Origin of the sequence: Mariniphaga sp. (genome assembly GCF_041687215.1) — a bacterium.
Classification (GTDB): domain Bacteria; phylum Bacteroidota; class Bacteroidia; order Bacteroidales; family Prolixibacteraceae; genus Mariniphaga.
The window spans coordinates 16,416-36,761 of the sequence record NZ_JAWLCI010000053.1; the positions used below are offsets into that span (position 1 = coordinate 16,416).

At 41.7% G+C, this 20,346-nt stretch carries 17 protein-coding genes; 12 read left to right on the top strand and 5 right to left on the bottom strand.

Annotated features, from left to right (window positions below; genetic code table 11):
- Positions 1–69: 69 nt before the first annotated feature.
- On the top strand, positions 70–1,713 hold the full coding sequence (locus ACESMA_RS16235) for an alkaline phosphatase family protein (RefSeq protein ID WP_372949905.1): 1,644 nt from the start codon (positions 70–72) through the stop codon (positions 1,711–1,713).
- Positions 1,714–1,795: 82 nt separating this feature from the next.
- On the opposite strand, the gene ACESMA_RS16240 is transcribed toward ACESMA_RS16235, so the two are convergent.
- On the bottom strand, positions 1,796–2,197 hold the full coding sequence (locus ACESMA_RS16240) for a carboxypeptidase-like regulatory domain-containing protein (RefSeq protein ID WP_372949906.1): 402 nt from the start codon (positions 2,195–2,197) through the stop codon (positions 1,796–1,798).
- A 363-nt stretch (positions 2,198–2,560) separates the two neighbouring features.
- On the opposite strand from ACESMA_RS16240, the gene nuoE reads away from it, so the two are divergent.
- From nuoE to ACESMA_RS16280, 8 genes are all read left to right on the top strand, one after another.
- A complete protein-coding gene (nuoE, locus tag ACESMA_RS16245; protein ID WP_372949907.1) occupies positions 2,561–3,031 on the top strand; it encodes an NADH-quinone oxidoreductase subunit NuoE in 471 nt (156 codons plus the stop codon).
- 11 nt (positions 3,032–3,042) lie between these two features.
- Positions 3,043–4,227: an NADH-quinone oxidoreductase subunit F gene (locus ACESMA_RS16250; protein WP_372949908.1), complete on the top strand. Its 1,185-nt coding sequence runs from the start codon at positions 3,043–3,045 to the stop codon at positions 4,225–4,227.
- Between the two features lie 18 nt (positions 4,228–4,245).
- Entirely contained in the window at positions 4,246–6,036 is a 1,791-nt protein-coding gene (locus ACESMA_RS16255; protein WP_372949909.1) for an NADH-dependent [FeFe] hydrogenase, group A6, read from the top strand.
- 340 nt (positions 6,037–6,376) lie between these two features.
- On the top strand, positions 6,377–7,336 hold the full coding sequence (locus tag ACESMA_RS16260) for an alpha/beta hydrolase (RefSeq protein WP_372949910.1): 960 nt from the start codon (positions 6,377–6,379) through the stop codon (positions 7,334–7,336).
- Between the two features lie 88 nt (positions 7,337–7,424).
- Positions 7,425–8,261 carry an endonuclease/exonuclease/phosphatase family protein gene (locus tag ACESMA_RS16265; protein WP_372949911.1) on the top strand — a complete coding sequence of 279 codons (837 nt, stop codon included), beginning with the start codon at positions 7,425–7,427 and terminating at the stop codon, positions 8,259–8,261.
- 66 nt (positions 8,262–8,327) lie between these two features.
- Positions 8,328–9,650 carry an alanine/glycine:cation symporter family protein gene (locus tag ACESMA_RS16270; protein WP_372949921.1) on the top strand — a complete coding sequence of 441 codons (1,323 nt, stop codon included), beginning with the start codon at positions 8,328–8,330 and terminating at the stop codon, positions 9,648–9,650.
- A gap of 128 nt (positions 9,651–9,778) precedes the next feature.
- A complete protein-coding gene (locus tag ACESMA_RS16275; protein WP_372949912.1) occupies positions 9,779–10,951 on the top strand; it encodes a phosphoglycerate dehydrogenase in 1,173 nt (390 codons plus the stop codon).
- A 103-nt stretch (positions 10,952–11,054) separates the two neighbouring features.
- Complete coding sequence (locus tag ACESMA_RS16280) at positions 11,055–13,085, top strand: transketolase family protein (protein ID WP_372949913.1); 2,031 nt, start codon at positions 11,055–11,057, stop codon at positions 13,083–13,085.
- On the opposite strand, the gene dat is transcribed toward ACESMA_RS16280, so the two are convergent.
- Together dat and nfo are read right to left on the bottom strand one after the other, a co-directional pair.
- A complete protein-coding gene (gene dat / locus ACESMA_RS16285; RefSeq protein ID WP_372949914.1) occupies positions 13,082–13,918 on the bottom strand; it encodes a D-amino-acid transaminase in 837 nt (278 codons plus the stop codon). The two genes, ACESMA_RS16280 and dat, sit on opposite strands and share 4 nt — an antisense overlap.
- Positions 13,915–14,763 carry a deoxyribonuclease IV gene (nfo, locus tag ACESMA_RS16290; protein WP_372949915.1) on the bottom strand — a complete coding sequence of 283 codons (849 nt, stop codon included), beginning with the start codon at positions 14,761–14,763 and terminating at the stop codon, positions 13,915–13,917. The genes dat and nfo overlap by 4 nt, the downstream gene beginning before the upstream one ends.
- 107 nt (positions 14,764–14,870) lie before the next feature.
- Between nfo and ACESMA_RS16295 the strand changes: the two genes are divergently transcribed.
- The 3 genes from ACESMA_RS16295 to ACESMA_RS16305 all read left to right on the top strand — a co-directional run bounded on the left by ACESMA_RS16295 (position 14,871) and on the right by ACESMA_RS16305 (position 19,226).
- Positions 14,871–15,383: a DUF4251 domain-containing protein gene (locus ACESMA_RS16295; protein ID WP_372949916.1), complete on the top strand. Its 513-nt coding sequence runs from the start codon at positions 14,871–14,873 to the stop codon at positions 15,381–15,383.
- 219 nt (positions 15,384–15,602) lie between these two features.
- Positions 15,603–18,026: a thiamine pyrophosphate-dependent enzyme gene (locus tag ACESMA_RS16300; RefSeq protein ID WP_372949917.1), complete on the top strand. Its 2,424-nt coding sequence runs from the start codon at positions 15,603–15,605 to the stop codon at positions 18,024–18,026.
- Positions 18,027–18,122: 96 nt separating this feature from the next.
- Entirely contained in the window at positions 18,123–19,226 is a 1,104-nt protein-coding gene (locus ACESMA_RS16305) for a CYTH domain-containing protein (RefSeq protein ID WP_372949918.1), read from the top strand.
- A 52-nt stretch (positions 19,227–19,278) separates the two neighbouring features.
- Here the strand turns inward: ACESMA_RS16305 and ACESMA_RS16310 are convergent, their stop codons facing one another.
- Entirely contained in the window at positions 19,279–19,539 is a 261-nt protein-coding gene (locus ACESMA_RS16310; protein ID WP_372949919.1) for a hypothetical protein, read from the bottom strand.
- A gap of 45 nt (positions 19,540–19,584) precedes the next feature.
- On the bottom strand, positions 19,585–20,346 hold a 762-nt coding region (locus tag ACESMA_RS16315), incomplete at its 5' end, for a sulfatase-like hydrolase/transferase (RefSeq protein ID WP_372949920.1).

The window sequence follows — 20,346 nt, forward strand, 5'->3', positions numbered from 1 at the left end:
TTGGCTGACTCTGCGTTTGTTTGAATTAAGCTCGGACTTTGTTAATTTAGCCGGCCAAAATATTGCATTATGATTAAAGTTTTTTCTTCTATATTTTGCCTGTTTTATATTGCAATAGCAACTGCACAGGCACCTGCAAATTACAACATAAATGCGCAAAAACCCAAAGTGGTGATTGGATTGGTAGTTGAAAACATGCGCCCTGACTACATTCAACGCTACTGGAATAAGTTTCAACCTGACGGGTTTAAAAAATTATATGCAGGCGGAGCAGTTTGTTCCAATGTAAATTTAACCCAGCATTACCACAATTACGCCAGCGGAACAGCCACACTTTTTACCGGCGTCAATCCATCCATCCACGGAATTATTGGAAAAACCTGGTACGACCGTTTGCGCAGTAAAGAGACAGAATGTACAACAGATGATTATTATTTTACCGTGGGTTCAGATTCTAAAAACGGAAATGCTTCACCTAAAAAGCTTCTTTCCAACACCATAACCGACAATCTTAAAATATTTTCGCAGGGAAAATCGATGGTTTTCAGTGCTTCCATGAACCGTGAATCAGCAATTTTTGCAGCCGGTCATGCCGCCAACGGAGCATTCTGGTTTGACACCGAAAACGGAAGAATGATTTCTAGTTCATTTTACATCAGTACTTTTCCTGATTGGGTACAGGATTTTAACAGGGAAAATTACGGAGAAAGGTATAGCTACCAAAACTGGGTAACTCTTTTGCCCGAAAAAGATTATACCGAAAGCCTGCCCGATAATTACCTGCTGGAAAAAGGGTATTTCGACAGTTGGAACACATTTCCTCACACCATTGGCAAATACACACGAAGAGCTGAACAACTTACTCCGGTAAAAACAACACCTTATGCCAATGAAATTATAAAGAACTTCGCTATTCAGCTATTTGAAAATGAACCCATTGGGGAAGACGAGCACACCGACTTTGTTACTTTTGTTTTTTCTTCCATGGATTACGAAAACGGATCTTTTGGGCCGGCATCACTGGAAATGCAGGACAGTTACCTTTACCTTGATAAATACATTGCAGAAGTGGTAAATTATGCCGAAAAAAAGTTCGGAAAAGAAAACGTGCTCTTTTTTCTTACAGCCAACACTTCAGCGTCTTATCCGGTTGATTACCTGAAGGAAGAATTTCATTTGCCGGTCAATCATTTTTCGCCCGAAAGTTCACTTGCATTACTTACCTCCTATCTGAATGTTACTTACGGAGAGGGGAACTGGATTGAATTTTACTCCGATCTTCAGGTTTATTTAAACCACGATTTAATTAAAAAAAATAAAATTAGCCTGAATGAAATACGGGAGGAAGCTTCGAATTTTATCAACCAGTTTGAAGGTGTTCAGTTGTCGATGACAGCGCACCAGCTCGAACAGGGAAGTTCAACAAACGGGCTGCTGGCAACACTTTATAAATCGTATGCCAAAGACCGATCGGGCGATTTTCTCTATCTTTTGAAAGAGGGCTGGCAGCCATCCTATAAATTTAAAAAAGTGAATTTTACCGACCAATCTCATATTCCGCTGGTATTTTACGGCGCGGGCATTCAGCCACAAAACATTACGGAAAAACACAATGCTGTTGATTTGGTGCCCACGCTTAGCGACTTAATCCAAATTCCGCGGCCCGACAAAAGTCTTGGAGTTACCATTACTCAGGTACTAAAAAGCAAGTAAAATTAAAATTTCAGAGTTCCTCTTTTCAAAATGAGAAATATTTTTTCATTAAAAAATTGCATTCGTAAAACCAAAACCAAAATTAGCGCCGCTTTTTTGTTGAAGATGAATTTTCATTTTCAAAAACCGAGTCTTTTACTACTTTATTTCCCGCAACAACACTGTTTCCGGAAAAATTGAGTGGTTTTAATTCAACAGAAATAATTGTATCTGATACCATAACAAAAGTGGCATTATAACTTTCGCTACCGGTACTGGAAATTTTTAATCTCTGTTCTCCTTTTTGCAAAAGCAATTTGTAGTAACCATCTTTGTTTGTGATAGTTCCAATTCCGGAATCTGCTTCATAAATGGCTGCATTTTCAACGGGTTCGCCGGTAATGAAATTTTTTACATACCCTGAAAGAGATAAAAGTTGTGCCTCTGCGGCCTGGGGAAATATAAAAACTATCCCCAAAAAGAATAATCTGATCATTGTTTTCATTGCTTTCTGATTCTTGTAATTTTAAAAAATGAATGGCTTCTGAAATAATGACAACCTCATGGCTAAAAAGGTTGCTTATAATTTTCATTTTTTATGCTTTTTTTTAAACAAAAATCAAACCAAATAAACCGGTCTTTTTTTTGATAAAAATCATAATTTCATGCTTATTTAAACTTATTCTACGTTATACATCCAAAATCATGTTGAAGAACAGACATGTTACACAACAATGTCCTCGTTTTTTTTCAATCATCTGCTTATTTTTATGCACAGTTTTGTTGGCATATTTTATACAACAAATCATACCTGAAAAGGTATTTAAATTTACTTAAAAAAAACGATTTTATAACTTAAATTTTGCCTATGAATCCCATCCAATCTTTAATTAAAGACCTGGCCGATCAACATGGCAGGCATCGCGAAAACCTGCTGCCAGTAATGCAGGGAGTAGTCCAAAAAGAAAAGTACCTTTCTGAGTACTCCATGATTGAAATTGCGCGGGAAATGGACATTCCTGCTGCTGAAGTATTTGGAACGGCCACCTTCTATTCGTTCCTGGAAACGAAACCTGCGGGTAAATACATTATTCGTATTTGTAAAACCATTACCTGTGCCATGAAGGGTAAAAACCAGTTGCTATTTGCCATTCAGGACATGCTGAAAATTAAAACAGGTGAAACCACACCCGACAAGAAGTTTACCCTGCTTGAAACCAACTGCCTGGGATGGTGTCACAAAGCTCCGGCAATGCTTATAAACGACGATGTTTATACCGAAGTGACACCAGAAAAGGTACGGGAAATTCTTACGAAATACATGAAAGAAAACATTTAAAACAGGAAGCAATGGCATACTCATATCAACTTAAAAGGGTAGATTTCATTTTCAGAAATGAAAACGACTGGGAAAAAGTTCTTTCCACTACCATCAAAAAGAAACCCGATGAAATTATTAACGAACTCATCAGTTCTGAACTAAAAGGACGTGGTGGCGCCGGTTTCCCTACCGGATTAAAATGGAAGCTGACTGCAGAATCAAAAGCAACGGAAAAATATGTAATTTGTAATGCCGACGAGGGCGAACCCGGAACTTTCAAAGACCGCGAAATACTCTCCAAAGTTCCGTATAAAGTACTTACAGCAATGGCTGTTTGCGGCTATGTTACCGGTGCAAAAGAAGGTTTTATTTACCTGCGGGGCGAATACAAATTTCTGGAAGAAGAACTGTATAAGGCTATTGACGAATTCCAATACTACTGTCAGGAAATTAACCTCGATTTCAAAATAAAAATTTTTATGGGAAGCGGTGCCTACATTTGTGGTGAAGAAACCGCCCTGATGGAATCGATGGAAGGCAGACGCGGAGAACCCCGCAACAAACCGCCATTTCCTACTCAGGCCGGATACCGAGGCAAACCCACTGTTATAAATAACGTAGAAACGCTGGTTCACACCTGGACCATATTTAAATACGGCGCTAAAAAATTCTACGATTTGGGCGTGCAGTATTCACGCGGAACCAAACTATTTTCTGTGTCGGGCGATACGCCAAAACCTGGCATTTACGAACTGGAGCTCGGCATGAGTCTTCAGGATTTCGTTTATGAATTTGGCGATGGAGATACAAAAGCAGTACAAGTTGGCGGTGCATCTGGCTTTCTGGTTCCACGCAAAAAATTTAAAGACACTGCCATTGGATACGAAGGAAAACTTGTAGGTATTTCACTTCCAACCGGAGGTTCTATGATGCTTTTTAACAGCTCAAGGTCCATGTTCAACGTGCTCGATAATTACCTCGAATTTTTCAGGGAAGAATCGTGTGGCCAGTGCACACCATGCCGGGTTGGTTGCCAGCAACTGTTGCTGGGAATTAAAGCCGTTAAAAGAGGGGAAAAACCAGCAGCATACCTCGACAAGCTTTTAAAGCTTACCGAAACCATGCAGCTTACAGCTAAATGCGGATTGGGCCAGTCGGTAGCCAATTCTTTCTCTTCCATTGTAGAGAACTTCCGTGAAGAAATGATTTACTAAAAAACTTAATTTGAAGCAATGAACAAAAAAGTTAATATAACCATAAACGGTTTTCCTGTAGAAATTAAAAAAGGGAAAACCATACTTGAAGCCGCAGAAGAAGAAGGCATCAGAATTCCAACACTTTGCTACCACAAAGACCTTTGTGTGGCGGGTAACTGCCGTGTTTGTGTGGTTGAAGTTGTAGGTCAGAAAAGACTTTCTGCTGCCTGTGCCACTCCGTGTGAAGACGGCATGGAAATTCTTACCAACAGTTTAAAAGTAAGAAATTCAAGAAAACACATTATTGAACTGTTGCTGGCCGAACATAACGCAGACTGCACCAAGTGTTACCGGAATGGAAACTGTGAATTGCAGGAACTGGCATCGGAATATAAAATAATGACTCAGGATTTTTTGGAACTGGCACCACTGAAAAATTACACCATCGATATGTTTTCGCCGTCGATTATGAAAGACGACAGCAAATGTATCAGGTGCCAGCGGTGTGTAAGAACCTGCGCTGAACTTCAGGGCGTAAATGCACTGACCGTGGCTTACAAAGGCGACAGAATGAAAATTTCCACTTTCTTTGAAAAAGCCATGAATGATGTGGTTTGTACCAATTGCGGCCAATGTGTTAACCACTGCCCAACAGGCGCCCTGGTTGAAAGAAATTACATTGAAGAAGTATGGGGTGCAATTTCTGATCCCACAAAACATGTAGTGGTACAAACAGCACCTGCCGTACGCGTTGGTTTAGGCGAGGAAATGGGAATGAAACCCGGCGAAAGAGTTACCGGTAAAATGGTGGCTGCTTTGCGCAGATTGGGATTCGATTCAGTTCTCGATACCGACTTTACTGCCGACTTAACTATTGTGGAAGAGGGCACCGAATTGCTCATGAGACTAAAAAAAGCTCTCGTTGAAAAAGACAAAAATGTTAAAATTCCGATGATAACTTCCTGCTCACCAGGCTGGATCAAATACATCGAACATTTATATCCTGAACACCTGGATAATCTTTCCACCTGTAAATCGCCCCAGCAAATGTTTGGAGCACTGGCAAAAACCTATTACGCCAAAGCAAGAAACATTGAACCTGAAAACATCATATCGGTTTCCATAATGCCTTGTACAGCAAAAAAATACGAAGCACACCGACCCGAAATGCACGATAGCGGATACCGTGATGTGGACTATGTTTTAACAACCAGAGAATTGGCCATTATGGTTAAACAGGCCGGATTGGATTTCGACAAACTGGCGCCTGCAAAATTTGACAGGTTAATGGGCGATTCAACCGGAGCCGGAGTTATTTTCGGAGCAACAGGCGGGGTAATGGAAGCAGCTTTGCGAACAGCCTACGAACTGGTAACCGGACGCGAAGTGCCTTTCGAAAACCTCAACATTACACCGGTTCGTGGTCTGGAAGGCGTAAGAAAAGCAACTATAAAAATTGAAAATCCTTTGGAAGAATGGGCTTTTCTCGATGGTGTTGAACTAAAATGTGCCGTTGCACACGGGTTGGTTAATGCAAAAAAAATAATGGATGCAGTAAAAGCTGGTGAAGCCGATTTCCATTTTGTGGAAATTATGGCCTGCCCTGGCGGATGCCTTGGAGGTGGCGGTCAACCCATTCCAACCAATCCGGAAATCAGGCAAAAACGTGCCGAAGCCATTTATGCCGAAGACGCCGAACTTACTATCCGAAAATCACACGAAAATCCTGAAGTTCAGAAACTTTATAAAGATTTCCTTAAAGAACCGCTCGGTGAGTTATCGCATCATTTATTGCATACAAAATACACCAAACGCGAGCGCTTTTAAATGATTATTTCACAAACTTTAAAAAAATCCGGTATTCAACTGCCGGATTTTTTGTTTTTATAATAGAAAATCTTTCCCAAAATGACACTTAAAACATTAACTTATTATCTTCAAAAAATTGGAATTCAGCGAATTATTATCTTTGGATTGAATTTTGATTCATACAGCAAAGTGTATAGCTTAAAATTTTTCGGGAAGATAAATTTTATAATTCACAGTTGAATAATTAACATCTGGTTTGGGAAACTAAACCATGGGGATTCGGAAATTCCGGATCCCTTTTTTTGTTTTGTTTTTTCCAAAATCACATTATTAGTATCTTCGGCAAAATTTTTTCACTATGAACAAAAAAATCCTTTTAATCATTTCAATTTCAATCCTCGTTTTTAATGTCCTGGGGCAGGAAAAATATTTTCAATTTTTCACCAGCGAAATCTCAGTTGAAACACACACCTACGCCACCAAGGATGGAGAAAACCTCGAAATGGATATTTACCTGCCGCAAAATGATCCGGACACAGACAGGCCAATGATAATTTATGTTCACGGCGGAGGTTTTCAGGGTGGAACCAGAAACAGCGAAGATATCGTTCAATTTTGTACCAATCTTGCAGAATATGGGTATGTAGTGGCTTCCATTTCGTATCGGTTAACCCGAAAAGACCAGCCGGGAGGATTTGGCTGCGATTGCCCGGCTTCCGAAAAACTGGCAACCTTTGATGCAGCCGTGGCTGACATTCAGGATGCCACATTTTACCTTATTCAAAATCATGAGTATCTGGAAATAGATCCTCAAAATTTTATTCTTGCCGGCAGCAGTGCAGGGGCCGAGGCTGTGCTCATAACCGCTTATTCTCCTCCGGTTTGTTACGATTTGCCTTCAGGTCCGGTTGCCTATGCAGGAGTGATTGGCATGGCTGGGGCTATTCCCGACACATCCATAATTTACGGCGAGTCAGCTATTCCTTCGCTTTTTTTTCACGGAACCGACGATAACCTGGTGCCCTATGCCACCGCTCCGCATCATTATTGCGAAACAAACAAACCCGGTTATCTGGTTTTACATGGCTCACACACGCTGGCCCAAAAGCTTGAAAAACTGAATGTGCCTTACTGGCTGCATACAACCTGTGGCGGCGGGCACGAAATGGCAGGAAAACCAATGACTGAATATTTCGATGAGGTTGTAGATTTTTGTTATAATTTTGTTCTGAAAGAAAATGGTGAATCACGGCATACCATTGTAAAAAGTGAAAAGCAAAATCAGAAATACGAACAATTTAATTTTTGTGAGCAATGAAACGAGCATGTAAAAATTTCATACAGGAGAATGATATCATTGCATGCGAGTTCCATGAGTTTCCATTAAAAATTTTAAATATAAACGAATGAAAAAATTATTGAGTATCCTTTTGTTCTTAATCCCAGCTACCCTATTTTCGCAGCAAATGAATATTGTTTCTTATAACATCAGGCTCAACACAGCTTCCGACGGTGAAAATGCGTGGCCAAACCGCATTGAAATGGTTAACGGACTTTTGCGCTTTCATGAAGCAGATATTTTTGGTTTACAGGAAGCGCTTTATGACCAGATTCTCGACATTGAAAAAGGAATGCCTGAATATGAATGGTTTGGTGTTGGCCGCGACGATGGCGAAAAGGCAGGTGAATTTTCCCCCATTTTCTATAATAAATCGAAATTTATCTTGTATGACCACGGCACTTTCTGGCTTTCTCCAACACCAGAGGCTCCAAGTAAAGGCTGGGATGCAGCGCTTAACAGAATTGTCACCTGGGGCCGTTTTCAGTCGAAGGTAACCGGAAAACAGTTCCTGGTTTTTAATACCCACTTCGATCATGTAGGCGTGGATGCGCGTAAAAATTCGGCGCTTCTCATTGAGAAAAAAATCAGGGAAATGACCCGCAATAAAAATCTGCCTGTTGTTTTAACCGGGGATTTCAACCTCACTCCGGATCAGGAGCCAATAATCCTTTTGAAAAAGTACATGAAAGACAGCTTCGAGGTTTCTGAGGAACCGCCTTACGGACCAGTGGGCACATACAACGGATTTAAAATTGATGCTGATTTGACCAGCCGCCGGATTGATTACATCTTTGTCTTCGGGGGTGCAGAAGTTTTAAAATATGCAACTTTGTCTGATTTTAAAGATCAAAGATTCCCATCCGATCACCTTCCGGTATTTGCCAAAATTCAGTTGAAATAATCCAAAATCATCCTGAACCAAACAATTGAAAATATCGGGCAATTCATCATAAACAGCGCAGATTTTATCTGGGGTGTTCCTGTTTTGATTTTATTGCTTGGAGGCGGTTTTTATTTCCTGATTTATTCCCGTTTGGCCCCGTTACGTTACCTGGGGCACGCAATGCAAATTTTAACCGGCAAATATGACGACCCCAATGAACCGGGACAACTCCGGCACTATCAGGCACTATCCACCGCATTGGCAGGAACGGTTGGAATGGGAAATGTAAGCGGTGTGGCAGTGGCCATAACGATGGGCGGACCGGGCGCTGTTTTCTGGATGTGGATTTCGGCACTGCTCGGTATTTCAACCAAATTTTTTACCTGCACGCTGGCAGTCATGTATCGGGGGAAAGACTCAGCCGGCGAAATTCAGGGTGGGCCCATGTATTTTATTACCGAAGGTCTGGAAAAAAACTGGCGGCCACTTGCGGTATTTTTTTCCATTGTTGGAATGATTGGCGTTTCACCACTTTTTCAGGCCAACCAGCTCACCCAAATGGTACGCGACACAGTTTTAATTCCCAATAATATTGGCGGAAACTTTCAGACTGATCTGTTAACAGGAATTGTAATTTCAATCATCACAGGCATTGTGGTTATTGGCGGAATTAAACGAATCGGAAATGTTACAGGCCGGCTTGTACCCATTATGGTAGTGGTTTATGTGGTTACAGTCCTTATCATCATTTTCTCGAATACTTCGCAGATTATTCCTGCATTTAAAACCATTTTTTACGATGCTTTTACCGGCGAAGCGGTTTTGGGAGGTTCGGTGGGAGCTGTAATTATTACAGGGGTGCGCCGTGCAGCTTTTTCAAACGAGGCCGGTTTGGGAACGGCGCCCATGGCACACGGTGCAGCCAAAACCAGTGAACCGGTTCGCGAAGGTCTGGTTGCCATGCTCGGACCAATTATCGACACCCTCATCATTTGCACCATGACCGCGCTGGCTATTATTGTCACCAACACCTGGCTCGAAAGTTCAGCCGACGGAATTACGCTAACGGCCCATGCATTTGAAGCAGCTATTCCCATTTACGGGAAATACATACTAACTGGTGCAGTGACCTTTTTTGCCATGTCAACCCTGTTTGCATTTCCTTATTACGGAGTAAAATGCCTGGGATTTGTGGCCGGTGCAAAATACGGGTATATCTACAATTATATTTTTGTGGGAGTTATTATTATCGGCGCAATTTCCAATCTTCGGGTTATAATAGGTTTTATTGACATTGCCTTTGCTTTAATGGCTTTCCCAACAGTTATTTCGGCCGTGCTCCTTTCGCCCCATGTTAAAAGGGCATCTAAAAAATATTTTTCGGGGTTGAAACGGGAAAACACCTGAAATTCAAATTCTTCTTAATGTTAATTTCATATTGAAAAGTTAAGCCGAAATCAGCCTGTCTTCTTCAGATAAATTCCTGATATTTGTCAGTATTGCACTGTCAGTTAACAAATTAAAATTAAAATCATATGTTTAAAATTCAAACATTAAATAAGATTGACACTAAAGGTCTGAGCCTTTTTCAGTTAGACAATTATGAAATTGCAAGTGAAATGCCTCATCCTGATGCCATTGTTTTACGCAGTTTCAACATGCATGAGATGGAATTGCCGCCATCGTTAAAAGCCGTGGCGCGAGCAGGTGCAGGTGTTAACAATATTCCGCTTGATAAATGTACAGAAAAGGGAATTGTGGTTTTTAATACGCCCGGCGCCAATGCCAATGGTGTAAAAGAATTAGTAATTGCAGGTTTACTTTTGGCTTCGCGCGACATTACCGACGGAGTGGCCTGGGCAAAAACACTTGCAGGAAAGGGAGAGGAAGTTCCGGCACTTATAGAACAGGGTAAAAAAAATTTTGCAGGCCAGGAAATTCAGGGAAAAACGCTGGCTGTAGTAGGTCTGGGCGCCATTGGTGTTTTGGTGGCAAACGCGGCACACTCACTGGGGATGAAAGTAATTGGATTCGACCCTTACATGTCGGTTAAACAGGCTTTAAAGCTAAGTAACCAGGTGAAATTTGTTAATGGAATTCAGGCATTGTTGAGCCAGGCTGACTATGTTACGTTAAATATTCCGCTTACACCTGAAACCAAAAATTACATTAACAAGGAAAAATTCGGGATGATGAAAAATGATGTCCGCATTCTGAATTTTGCACGTGGCGGACTGGTTGATCTCGATGCATTGGAGGAAGCCATTGATTCAGGAAAAGTGGCCCGGTATGTAACCGATTTTCCCAACGAAAAAACCCTAAACATGAAAAACGCAATCGCCATTCCGCACCTCGGTGCTTCAACTAAAGAATCGGAAACGAACTGCGCCATTATGGCTGTTAACCAGGTGAAGGATTTTCTGGAAGACGGAAATATTAAAAACTCCGTTAACTTTCCTGAGGCGCAAATGGATCGTAACGGTGGGGCAAGAATTCTGATTGCTAACCAGAATATTCCAAACATGGTAAGCCAGATTTCAAGTGTTCTGGCTTCTGAAGGATTGAACATCGACAACATGCTGAACAAAAAACACGAAAATATTGCCTACAATATTATTGATGTTGCGCGCGCATCCATTAATCCTGAAATTAAAACAAAGCTGGAAGCCATTAAAGGTGTTATTATGGTACGCATAATTCAGGGTTAAAAATTATTGTACATGAAAGAGGAATTCAACGGGTTCCTCTTTTTTTGTTATTTTTGACATCAACTGAAAATCAGGTAAAAATTTAATTCAAAAAAAGATAACAATGAGCAAACGAATGGAAACCAAAGCAGCCGACAATATCCGTATTCTCTCGGCAGCCATGGTGGAAAAAGCGAAATCTGGGCACCCGGGCGGAGCCATGGGAGGCGCAGATTTTATCCACATCCTTTATTCTGAATTTTTAAACTACGACCCGTCGGACATGACCTGGGCCAACCGCGACCGGTTTTTCCTCGATCCCGGTCACATGTCGCCTATGCTTTATTCGGTGCTGGCTTTGGCCGGTTATTACAGCATGGAAGATTTGAAAAATTTCCGTCAATGGGGCAGCGTAACACCGGGGCACCCTGAGTTAGATGTTGAGCGGGGAGTTGAAAACACTTCCGGTCCGCTCGGACAGGGACACACTATGGCCGTTGGAGCAGCCATTGCCGCCAAATTTTTGGCAGCACGTTTTGGTGACTGGGTGTCACACAAAATTTACACGTTTATTTCCGATGGCGGAGTGCAGGAAGAAGTTTCACAGGGAGCTGGCCGAATTGCAGGACATTTAGGACTTGGAAACCTCATCATGTTTTACGACTCCAACGATATTCAGCTTTCTACAAAAACAGATATTGTTACGGCTGAAGATACGGCAAAAAAATACGAAGCCTGGGGATGGAATGTAATCACCATTCAGGGGAATGATGCTGACCAGGTCAGAGGTGCACTAAAAAATGCTCAAACCGAAACAGAACGACCAACCCTGATTATCGGGAAAACAATAATGGGGAAAGGTGCTGTTACAGAAACAGGAGAAAGTTTTGAAAGCCAGACTTCAACCCACGGAATGCCTTTGGGTGAAGCAGGTGCAGATTTTGCAAAATCCATTGCAAACCTGGGTGGAGATGCTGAAAATCCGTTTGTAATTTTCGACGATGTAAAAGCTGTTTATGACAAACGAAAAGAAGAACTGATTAAGGCTGCTAAAGTAAAAAAAGAAGCACAAGCCAAGTGGGAGGCTGAAAATCCGGAACTGGCCGCAAAATGGAAAAAATTCTTTTCCAGCGAACTGCCCGATTTTGATTTTTCAGCAGTGGAACAAAAAGCCAATGTGGCAACTCGTGGCGCCTCGGGAACAGTGCTGGGCGCAATGGCCGGCAAAGTGGAAAACCTGATTGTTGCTTCGGCTGACCTGTCCAACTCCGATAAAACCGACGGATTCCTGAAAAAAACTACCGCTTTCAGCAAAGGCGATTTTAGCGGTTCGTTCCTTCAGGTTGGGGTTAGCGAACTAACCATGGCCTGCATGGCCAACGGAATGGCGCTGCACGGCGGGGTTATCCCGGTTTGCGGAACCTTTTTCGTTTTCTCCGATTACATGAAACCTGCCGTTCGTTTGGCTGCGCTGATGGAACTTCCGGTAAAATACGTTTGGACACACGACGCTTTCCGCGTAGGTGAAGACGGGCCAACCCACCAACCGGTGGAACAGGAAGCACAAATCCGCCTCCTGGAAAAACTAAAAAATCACAGCGGCAAAAACAGCATGTTGGTGCTTCGTCCGGCTGATGCTAACGAAGCCACCGTGGCCTGGAAAATGGCCATGGAAAACACCGATACACCAACTGCACTTATTTTGTCGCGTCAGAATATTGAAAACCTGCCCGTAAAAGGAAATGCTTATGAATCGGCATTGCAAACCGAAAAAGGTGCTTACATTGTACTGAAATCGGCCGAAAAACCCGATGTGGTGCTGGTAGCCAGCGGCTCAGAGGTTGCCACACTGGTTGAGGGAGCCAAACTGTTATCAGAAAAAGACGGCCTGAAAGTTCAGGTGGTTTCCGCTCCTTCGGAAGGACTGTTCCGCAACCAGCCTGAAGAATACCAGGAAAGTGTTCTTCCAACCGGAGTACCACGCTTTGGCCTCACAGCAGGCTTGCCGGTAACTCTGGCCGGACTGGTTGGCGAAAACGGAAAAACATTCGGTCTGGAAACGTTCGGTTTTTCTGCACCTTACAAAGTGCTCGACGAAAAACTCGATTTCAACAGAGAAAATGTTTACAAACAAGTGAAAGAGATGATTGGTTAAACCATTTCAAAAAATTTCTTTTGCAAAAACCGGGTGATTTCGCCCGGTTTTTTGTTTCCAACCGGGGTATCATTAACCTGAATAACCGGCGTTATTTCACTGCCGGTACCGGAAATCATCAGTTCATCCATATCGTATAATTCTTTTTCTGAAAAGTTCCGTTCTTCAACCGGAATATTGTTTTTGGTACAAATCTCCAGAATCACTTTCCGGGAAATTCCCGGCAAAATCAGGTTCGAAAGCGGATGCGTAATTACCGTTCCATTTTTTACTGCAAGCACACTGGAATGGGTGGCTTCGGTCACCTTGCCATCGCGAATGAGGATGCACTCCCCTGCCCCGGATTCCACAGCCTGGTTGTAAAGCATTGTGTTGGGCAGCAACGCAACCGATTTTATGTCGCAGCGCAGCCAACGGATATCTTCACGGGTAATCACTTTAATCCCCCTTTCCAGGTTTTCGGTAAACGAAGGCAACGGAAATGCAAAGGCATAAACCGTTGGTTGAATTCCTTCAGGGAAATGATGCACCCGATTTTTAGCACCGCGGGTTATCTGCAGGTAAATTCCGGAATGTACTTCGGTCAACCTGTTTTCTTCGAGCAACTTACTGAAAATGTTTTCAAAAACAGCCAAATCTTCAAATCTGATTTGAACTTCCTTTAAACTTCTTTCAAGCCGTTCCAGATGGTCGTCGTACCGAAAAGGTTTTCCGTTGTAATATTTAATCACTTCGTAAACACCGTCAGCAAAAATAAACCCGCGGTCGTCGGGCGAAATTGCTGCTTTTTCTTTCGGAAGAAAAGTTCCGTTAAGGTAAATTGTTTCACTCATTTTTGCAGGCTTTTCAAAAGTTTAATTTCTTCGGCCCAGAGGTCTTCGTTGGGCGTTTCCAGAATTAGGGGAATGCCGTTAAACCGATCATCGTTCATAATACACTCAAAAACTTCCAGCCCCAAAGTGCCTTTGCCCAAACTGTCGTGCCGGTCCACCTTCGAACCAAAATCTTTTTTGGAATCGTTCAGGTGCATTCCTTTCATGTATTCAAAACCAATCACCTCATCAAATTCCTGAAAAACTTTTTCAAAACCTGCTTTGGTTTTCAGGTCGTATCCGGCAGAATAAGCATGAGCTGTGTCGATGCAAACACCCACCCTGCTTTTATCCTCCACCTGATCGATGATTTTTTTTAACTGGTAAAACGAAAAACCAAGATTAGTCCCCTGCCCGGCGGTATTTTCAATAACAGCGATTACTCCCTTTGTTTTTTCCAAAGAAATATTAATGGATTCCGCAATTATACTGAGGCATTCCTCTTCACTGATTTGGTTCAGGTAGCTCCCCGGGTGAAAGTTCAGCCGATCGAGGCCCAGTTGTTCGCACCGTTGCATTTCGTCCAGAAAAGCATCGCGCGATTTTTGCAGCGCAGCTTTTTCCGGATGGCCCAAATTAATCAGGTAACTGTCGTGAGGTAAAATCTGCTCAGGCTTAAATCCAAATTTTTCACAATTTTCTTTAAACGCGCTGATACTTTCTTCAGCCAGCGGTTTTGCCTGCCACTGCCGCTGGTTTTTGGTAAAAAGAGCAAATGCTGTTGCACCTATTTCAAAAGCGTTTACAGGAGCATTCTCAACGCCGCCCGCAGCGCTAACGTGCGCACCAATATATTTTCCTGCCATAACTAAATTTAGTTTTAAACGTAAACTCCGCCGGAACAATTTTTGCTGTGTAGCGGAATAATTAAACGAAAATAAGTTTATTGTATCAATTAAAAAATTGAGAAGCCATGAAACGTATAATTTTATTCGCATTTTTAATCGCATTAATTCTTCCGGACCTTTTTGCCCAGGAACCTGTAAAAAGCCGGAAAGAACGCAGGGAAGAACGTCAGGAAAAAAGAATGGAAGAAGTAAAAAATCTGATTGAAAACAAATCATTTGTATTTATTCCAACCCATGCCATGCCACTGGGCGGAGGCAGCATCCAGTTAAGCTACACTTTTGAGGCCGAAGTAAGAGACGATTCTATTTTTTCGTACTTACCATTTTACGGTGTAGCTTACCATGTGGATTACGGTGGACGGAATTCAGCTTTCGATTTTTCGTTGCCTATTGAAATTTATGAGATGGAGGAAAACGGCAACGGATATAGGATTAGCCTGGAAGTGAAAAATAAAATGGACTACATAACCTATTCATTTCACATTTCGGAGTTGGGATATTCCACCCTTAATGTTACCAGTACCAACCGGCAAGCTATTTCATATTACGGGAGGATTGAAAAGCCGGAAAAAGAGTGAAAGGAAAAAATTGGAGTTTGGTGGAGGTTGATTATGATTGATAGAGATTTGTGTGATTTGCAGATAACACAAAAGATGATTTCAGAATTCCATTGATTTCCTGCCCATTCAGGCATTCTTTCATTTTTGTATTTCTGCAGTGAATCTCCATTAAACAAATCCCGTCCCCAAACGTTATTTTACCGGTTATCAGACTAAAAAGTCTTAAATAAATTGCGCATGTATTTAGAAAAACCGGAAATATCCACAACCAACCAAATAAAGACAGAAGAAGCACTTAACGATTATTACCTGGCTTACTTAAGCCGGCAACTGAGTGTTTTAGGCCGACGTGAAGTACACAACGGCCGGGCCCATTTTGGTATTTTTGGCGACGGAAAAGAAATCCCACAACTTGCCATGGCTAAAACATTTCAAAAAGGCGACTGGCGCTCGGGTTATTATCGCGACCAGACTTTTATGCTTGCCCTTGGGTTACTACAACCAGAAGAGTTTTTTGCTATGATTTATGGCGAAACCGATGACGAACTGAATCCATCCACAGGAGGCCGAAATTTCAATAATCATTTTACCACTTCGAACCTTGATGAAAACGGAGAGATTAAAAACCTGGCAGAGAAATACAATTCAGCCGCCGACATATCATCTACAGGTGGACAAATGCCTCGTTTACTGGGATTGGCACAGGCATCGAAAACAGTCAGGGAAAATCCTGAAATGAAAAAACATTTGAACAACAATGTTACCGGAAATGAAGTAGCTTTTGGAACCATTGGTGATGCCAGTACTTCCGAAGGACTGTTTTTTGAAACCATCAATGCCGCCGGAGTAATGCAGGTTCCAATGGCTGTTGCGGTTTATGACGATGGTTACGGAATCAGTGTACCGGTTGAACTGCAAACAACCAAATCCAGTATTTCAGAAGCGCTGAAAGGTTTTCAAAAAGAGAAAAATACCAATGGCATTGAAATTTACACCTGCAATGGGTGGGATTATCCGGCACTGGTAAAAACATTTAAAGAGGGAATTGCAAAATGCCGGAAAACCCAAACTCCGGCACTATTTCATATTCAGGAATTAACCCAGCCGCAAGGCCACTCCACTTCCGGATCTCAGGAACGATATAAAGATAAAGACCGCTTGGAATGGGAAAAAGAATTCGACGGCTTGATTCAATTCAAAAAATGGCTCCTCGAAACCGGAAAAGCCGACATGGAAACCCTCACACAAATAGAAAACAATGCTGAAAAGCGGGCAAAAGAAGCACGACAAAAAGCCTGGAAAAATTATTCCGGTGGATTTTCTGTTGAAGTGGAAGAACTCGAAAATATTATTGAAAATATTCGCCAAAATTCAAACGGAAAATTGGATAAAACCGGCGAATTGAAAGAAATTAAACAACGTATTTTCCCCACTAGAAGAAAATATTTAAGTTTTGCCAAACGCCTGTATTTTTCGATACATGCAAAAACAGATTTCAAAAAAGAGCAACAAGAATTAAATAACTGGATTTCCGGATTTGAACAAAAAAGCCGGGAATTCTACAACAAGCAACTTTACCGCGAAGGTAAAGATTCTGCCCTTAAAGTTAAACCCGAACCCGCCAGATACAATACTGAAAGCATCGAAATAAACGGTTCGGAAATACTGAGCCGGAATTTCGATGTTTTATTTAACAAATACCCAAATCTGGTAACATTTGGGCAGGACACCGGAAAACTGGGTGATGTGAACCAGGGCATGAAAGGTATGCAGAAAAATTACGGCGCTCACCGTGTTTCCGACGCAGGAATCAGAGAAGCTACTATTATTGGTCAGGGGATTGGAATGGCACTTCGCGGATTCAGACCCATTGCCGAAATTCAGTACCTCGACTATCTGATTTATGCTCACTCTACTTTGAGTGATGATTTGGCCAGTATGCAGTATCGAACCAAAGGAAAACAAATGGCACCGGTAATTGTGCGCACACGCGGCCATCAGTTGCAGGGAATGTGGCACGCCGGTTCGCCTATGCAAATGATACTGGGTTCGCTTCGGGGAATGCACCTTTGCCTTCCACGCAATATGACCCAGGCTGCCGGAATGTACAACACCCTGCTGGAAGCCAGCGATCCTGCGCTCGTAATTGAACCGCTGAAAGGTTACAATGTAAAAGAAAAACTTCCCGAAAATATAGGTAAATTTAAGGTTCCCCTGGGAGTTCCTGAAATTGTTAAAGCAGGAACAGACATCACATTTGTTACTTATGCCTGGAACGTTCACCATGCGGTAAAAGCAGCCGGACTGCTTGAAAATTACGGTATATCAGCCGAAGTAATCGATGTACAAACCTTGCTGCCGTTCGATGTAAATCACATTATCCTTGAATCGGTTAAAAAAACCAATAAAGTACTCTTTATTGATGAAGACGTTCCCGGAGGTGCTACCGCTTACATGATGCAAAAAGTACTTGAAGAGCAAAAGGCTTTCGATTACCTCGATGCTTCGCCACGTACTTTACCGGCAAAAGAACACCGTCCGGCTTACGGAATTGACGGGGAATACTTTTCCAAACCCAATGTAGAACTCATTATTGAAACGGTTTGGGAAATGATTCGTGAAACGGATGTGAAAAATTTTCCGGAATTAAAATTCTTTTAATCCATAAAAACTCATTCCCAGGTACGCCATTCTGATCTTTTGGTCAGTCCCGCTTTTTTAGTATTATTGCAATTCAAAATTGTAATCTATTGAAAAATGGGTGAAGAAAAATCTTCAGACTATAAGGCATTGTTTTTCAGACTTTTTTTGCTTTTTTTTATCCTTCTTCTAACCATACCCGGAATTGCTTTTGTTGATTCCCATGCTAATATCAATCATGAATATTTAACTGATATAAACGTTGAAGATTCAGAGAATTCTCTTCAACTGTCAACCAACGACGATAATAACATTCGCATTGAATATGAAATAAAATTGAGATTGCCTCTTGAACAATTTGATGATGTTTGGGATTGGATGCATGTGCGTTACAAAGATGTTTCCTGGCTCATTGACGAGGGTTATATATTTACAGGTGAATTTGGAGACGAAGATTTTACAGATACTTACTTCGATACTTCGGATTTAATGCTCCTAACAGAAAACAATGGTGTAAGGCACAGGATGCGCACTGTTCACTCAGGACCGGCAAGTGAAAAAGATGGTCGTCAACTTATTCAGATAAAACTGGACCGCGCAGATGCCACTGGTGCAGCACGTTCCGAAATCAAATTCAACGTATCATTGGGCGATGACAGAAATGGTGCTAACGATTCACATCCTCTGGTGGGTCTGGTAAAAAGAAATGAGGTGGGCAAATTCAAAACCACATTTTACACCCGCAATATCGATCCATACAAATTGAAACCAGTACTTACCCTAAATCAGAACCGCAGACGGATTTACCTAAGTGATCAAAATGGAGCATTTGCCACTTTAACACTCGACCTGGTCTCGACAAAAAGCTGGGGCACAAATTCAAAGTGGGCTGAGTTGGAGTTGGAACTGAATGAAATCAGATATACTGAAGCAAATTTTGAGTTGCAACAAAAAATGGAACGGGTTATTGAAAAAATTCAGGACGACATACAGCAAGTCTTTCCTGCAATTGTGCCCAATCAAACACCCAAATACAACACTGCATTCACATCCATTGAGAAAGAATCATGGCTACCTTTGCGCCAGGTAATTCGTTGGGGATTTAGTGCCGATACCTATTCAGTTTTAAGCATTGTTTTTATAATTATTCTATTCTCCGGCTTTTTTTATCTCGGAAGATTGTTGTGGTTGCGGACTAAAAGAAGAAGATATGATAATTAACCGTTCAAATCATTCAGAAAGTTTTTCCAAAAAATCTCTTTTTCAATCTTTTTCACCTGTCCCCTTTTTGAAACCCCACCATCATATTCATTAAATGTTTCACCTTTTCAGGATGAGATTCCCTGAGGTTGCGTGTTTTCCTAAAATCATTTTCAAGGTTGAACAATTCGGTTTGGCCCGAATTCCGGTGAACCAGCAATTTCCAGTTTCCTTCCCTCACTGCGTAGGCTTGCCCGGTTTTCCAATACATTGAACGCTTATCTGCCACTTTTTTCTCGCCGGTTAAAAAAGGCCAGATGTTTTTTCCATCCAAATTAAGACTTTCTAAATCTTTTTCGAAAGACAAGATTCATGTTGGTTAGTTTTGAATTATAAATGCTGTATCATTCAACTCAAAAGGAATTTCATTTTCTTTTTGCTGAATGAGTATTTCAAATTTTCCCTTTAATTTTTCTTCTGAATCAGAAAGGTTTTTAATCGGATTCTCTTCCAAAGGATCATCAAAAGTATTGTAAAATCTTCCGTCACGATATAGTTTATAATCTTCGTTCATCACCCAGCGGTTGTGCGCAAACCTTCCCCAGCGGGGCGAATAGTGAATGAAAATTTCTTTCTTTTCGGACCTGAAATTCTTGCTGGTTAAAACATTTGCAAAACTTTTCCCGTCGGTGAAAAAAGAAGCCGGCTCAATTCCTGCCACATCGGCCAGGGTTGGTAGAAAATCGGCAAAATCAATCATTCCGGTAAAAATTCTACCCTCTTTAATTTTTTCCGGCCAGGAAATAATCATAGGTACATGGTTTCCCGTATTGATGGATTGCCCTTTTGCCCCCTTTATATTTCCCGATTGGGTGGCTGAAATGACTGAAGGATGGGTTCCGTTATCGGCAGTAAAAATGAAGAGGGTATTTTCCCAAACATTCTTTTCTTTCAGTTTCGATTCCAGACTGCCGATAATTTTATCGACGTAAGCAATCATGTCTTTAAAATAAATAGTATCGTGCTCATAACGCCTTTCCGGATCTGCCCATTCCGGTGAATCGGGTGTGGGAACAAACGGATCGTGCGGCAACAGCATAGGATAGTAAATAAAAAACGGTTTCCCTGCTTTCCGTTCTAT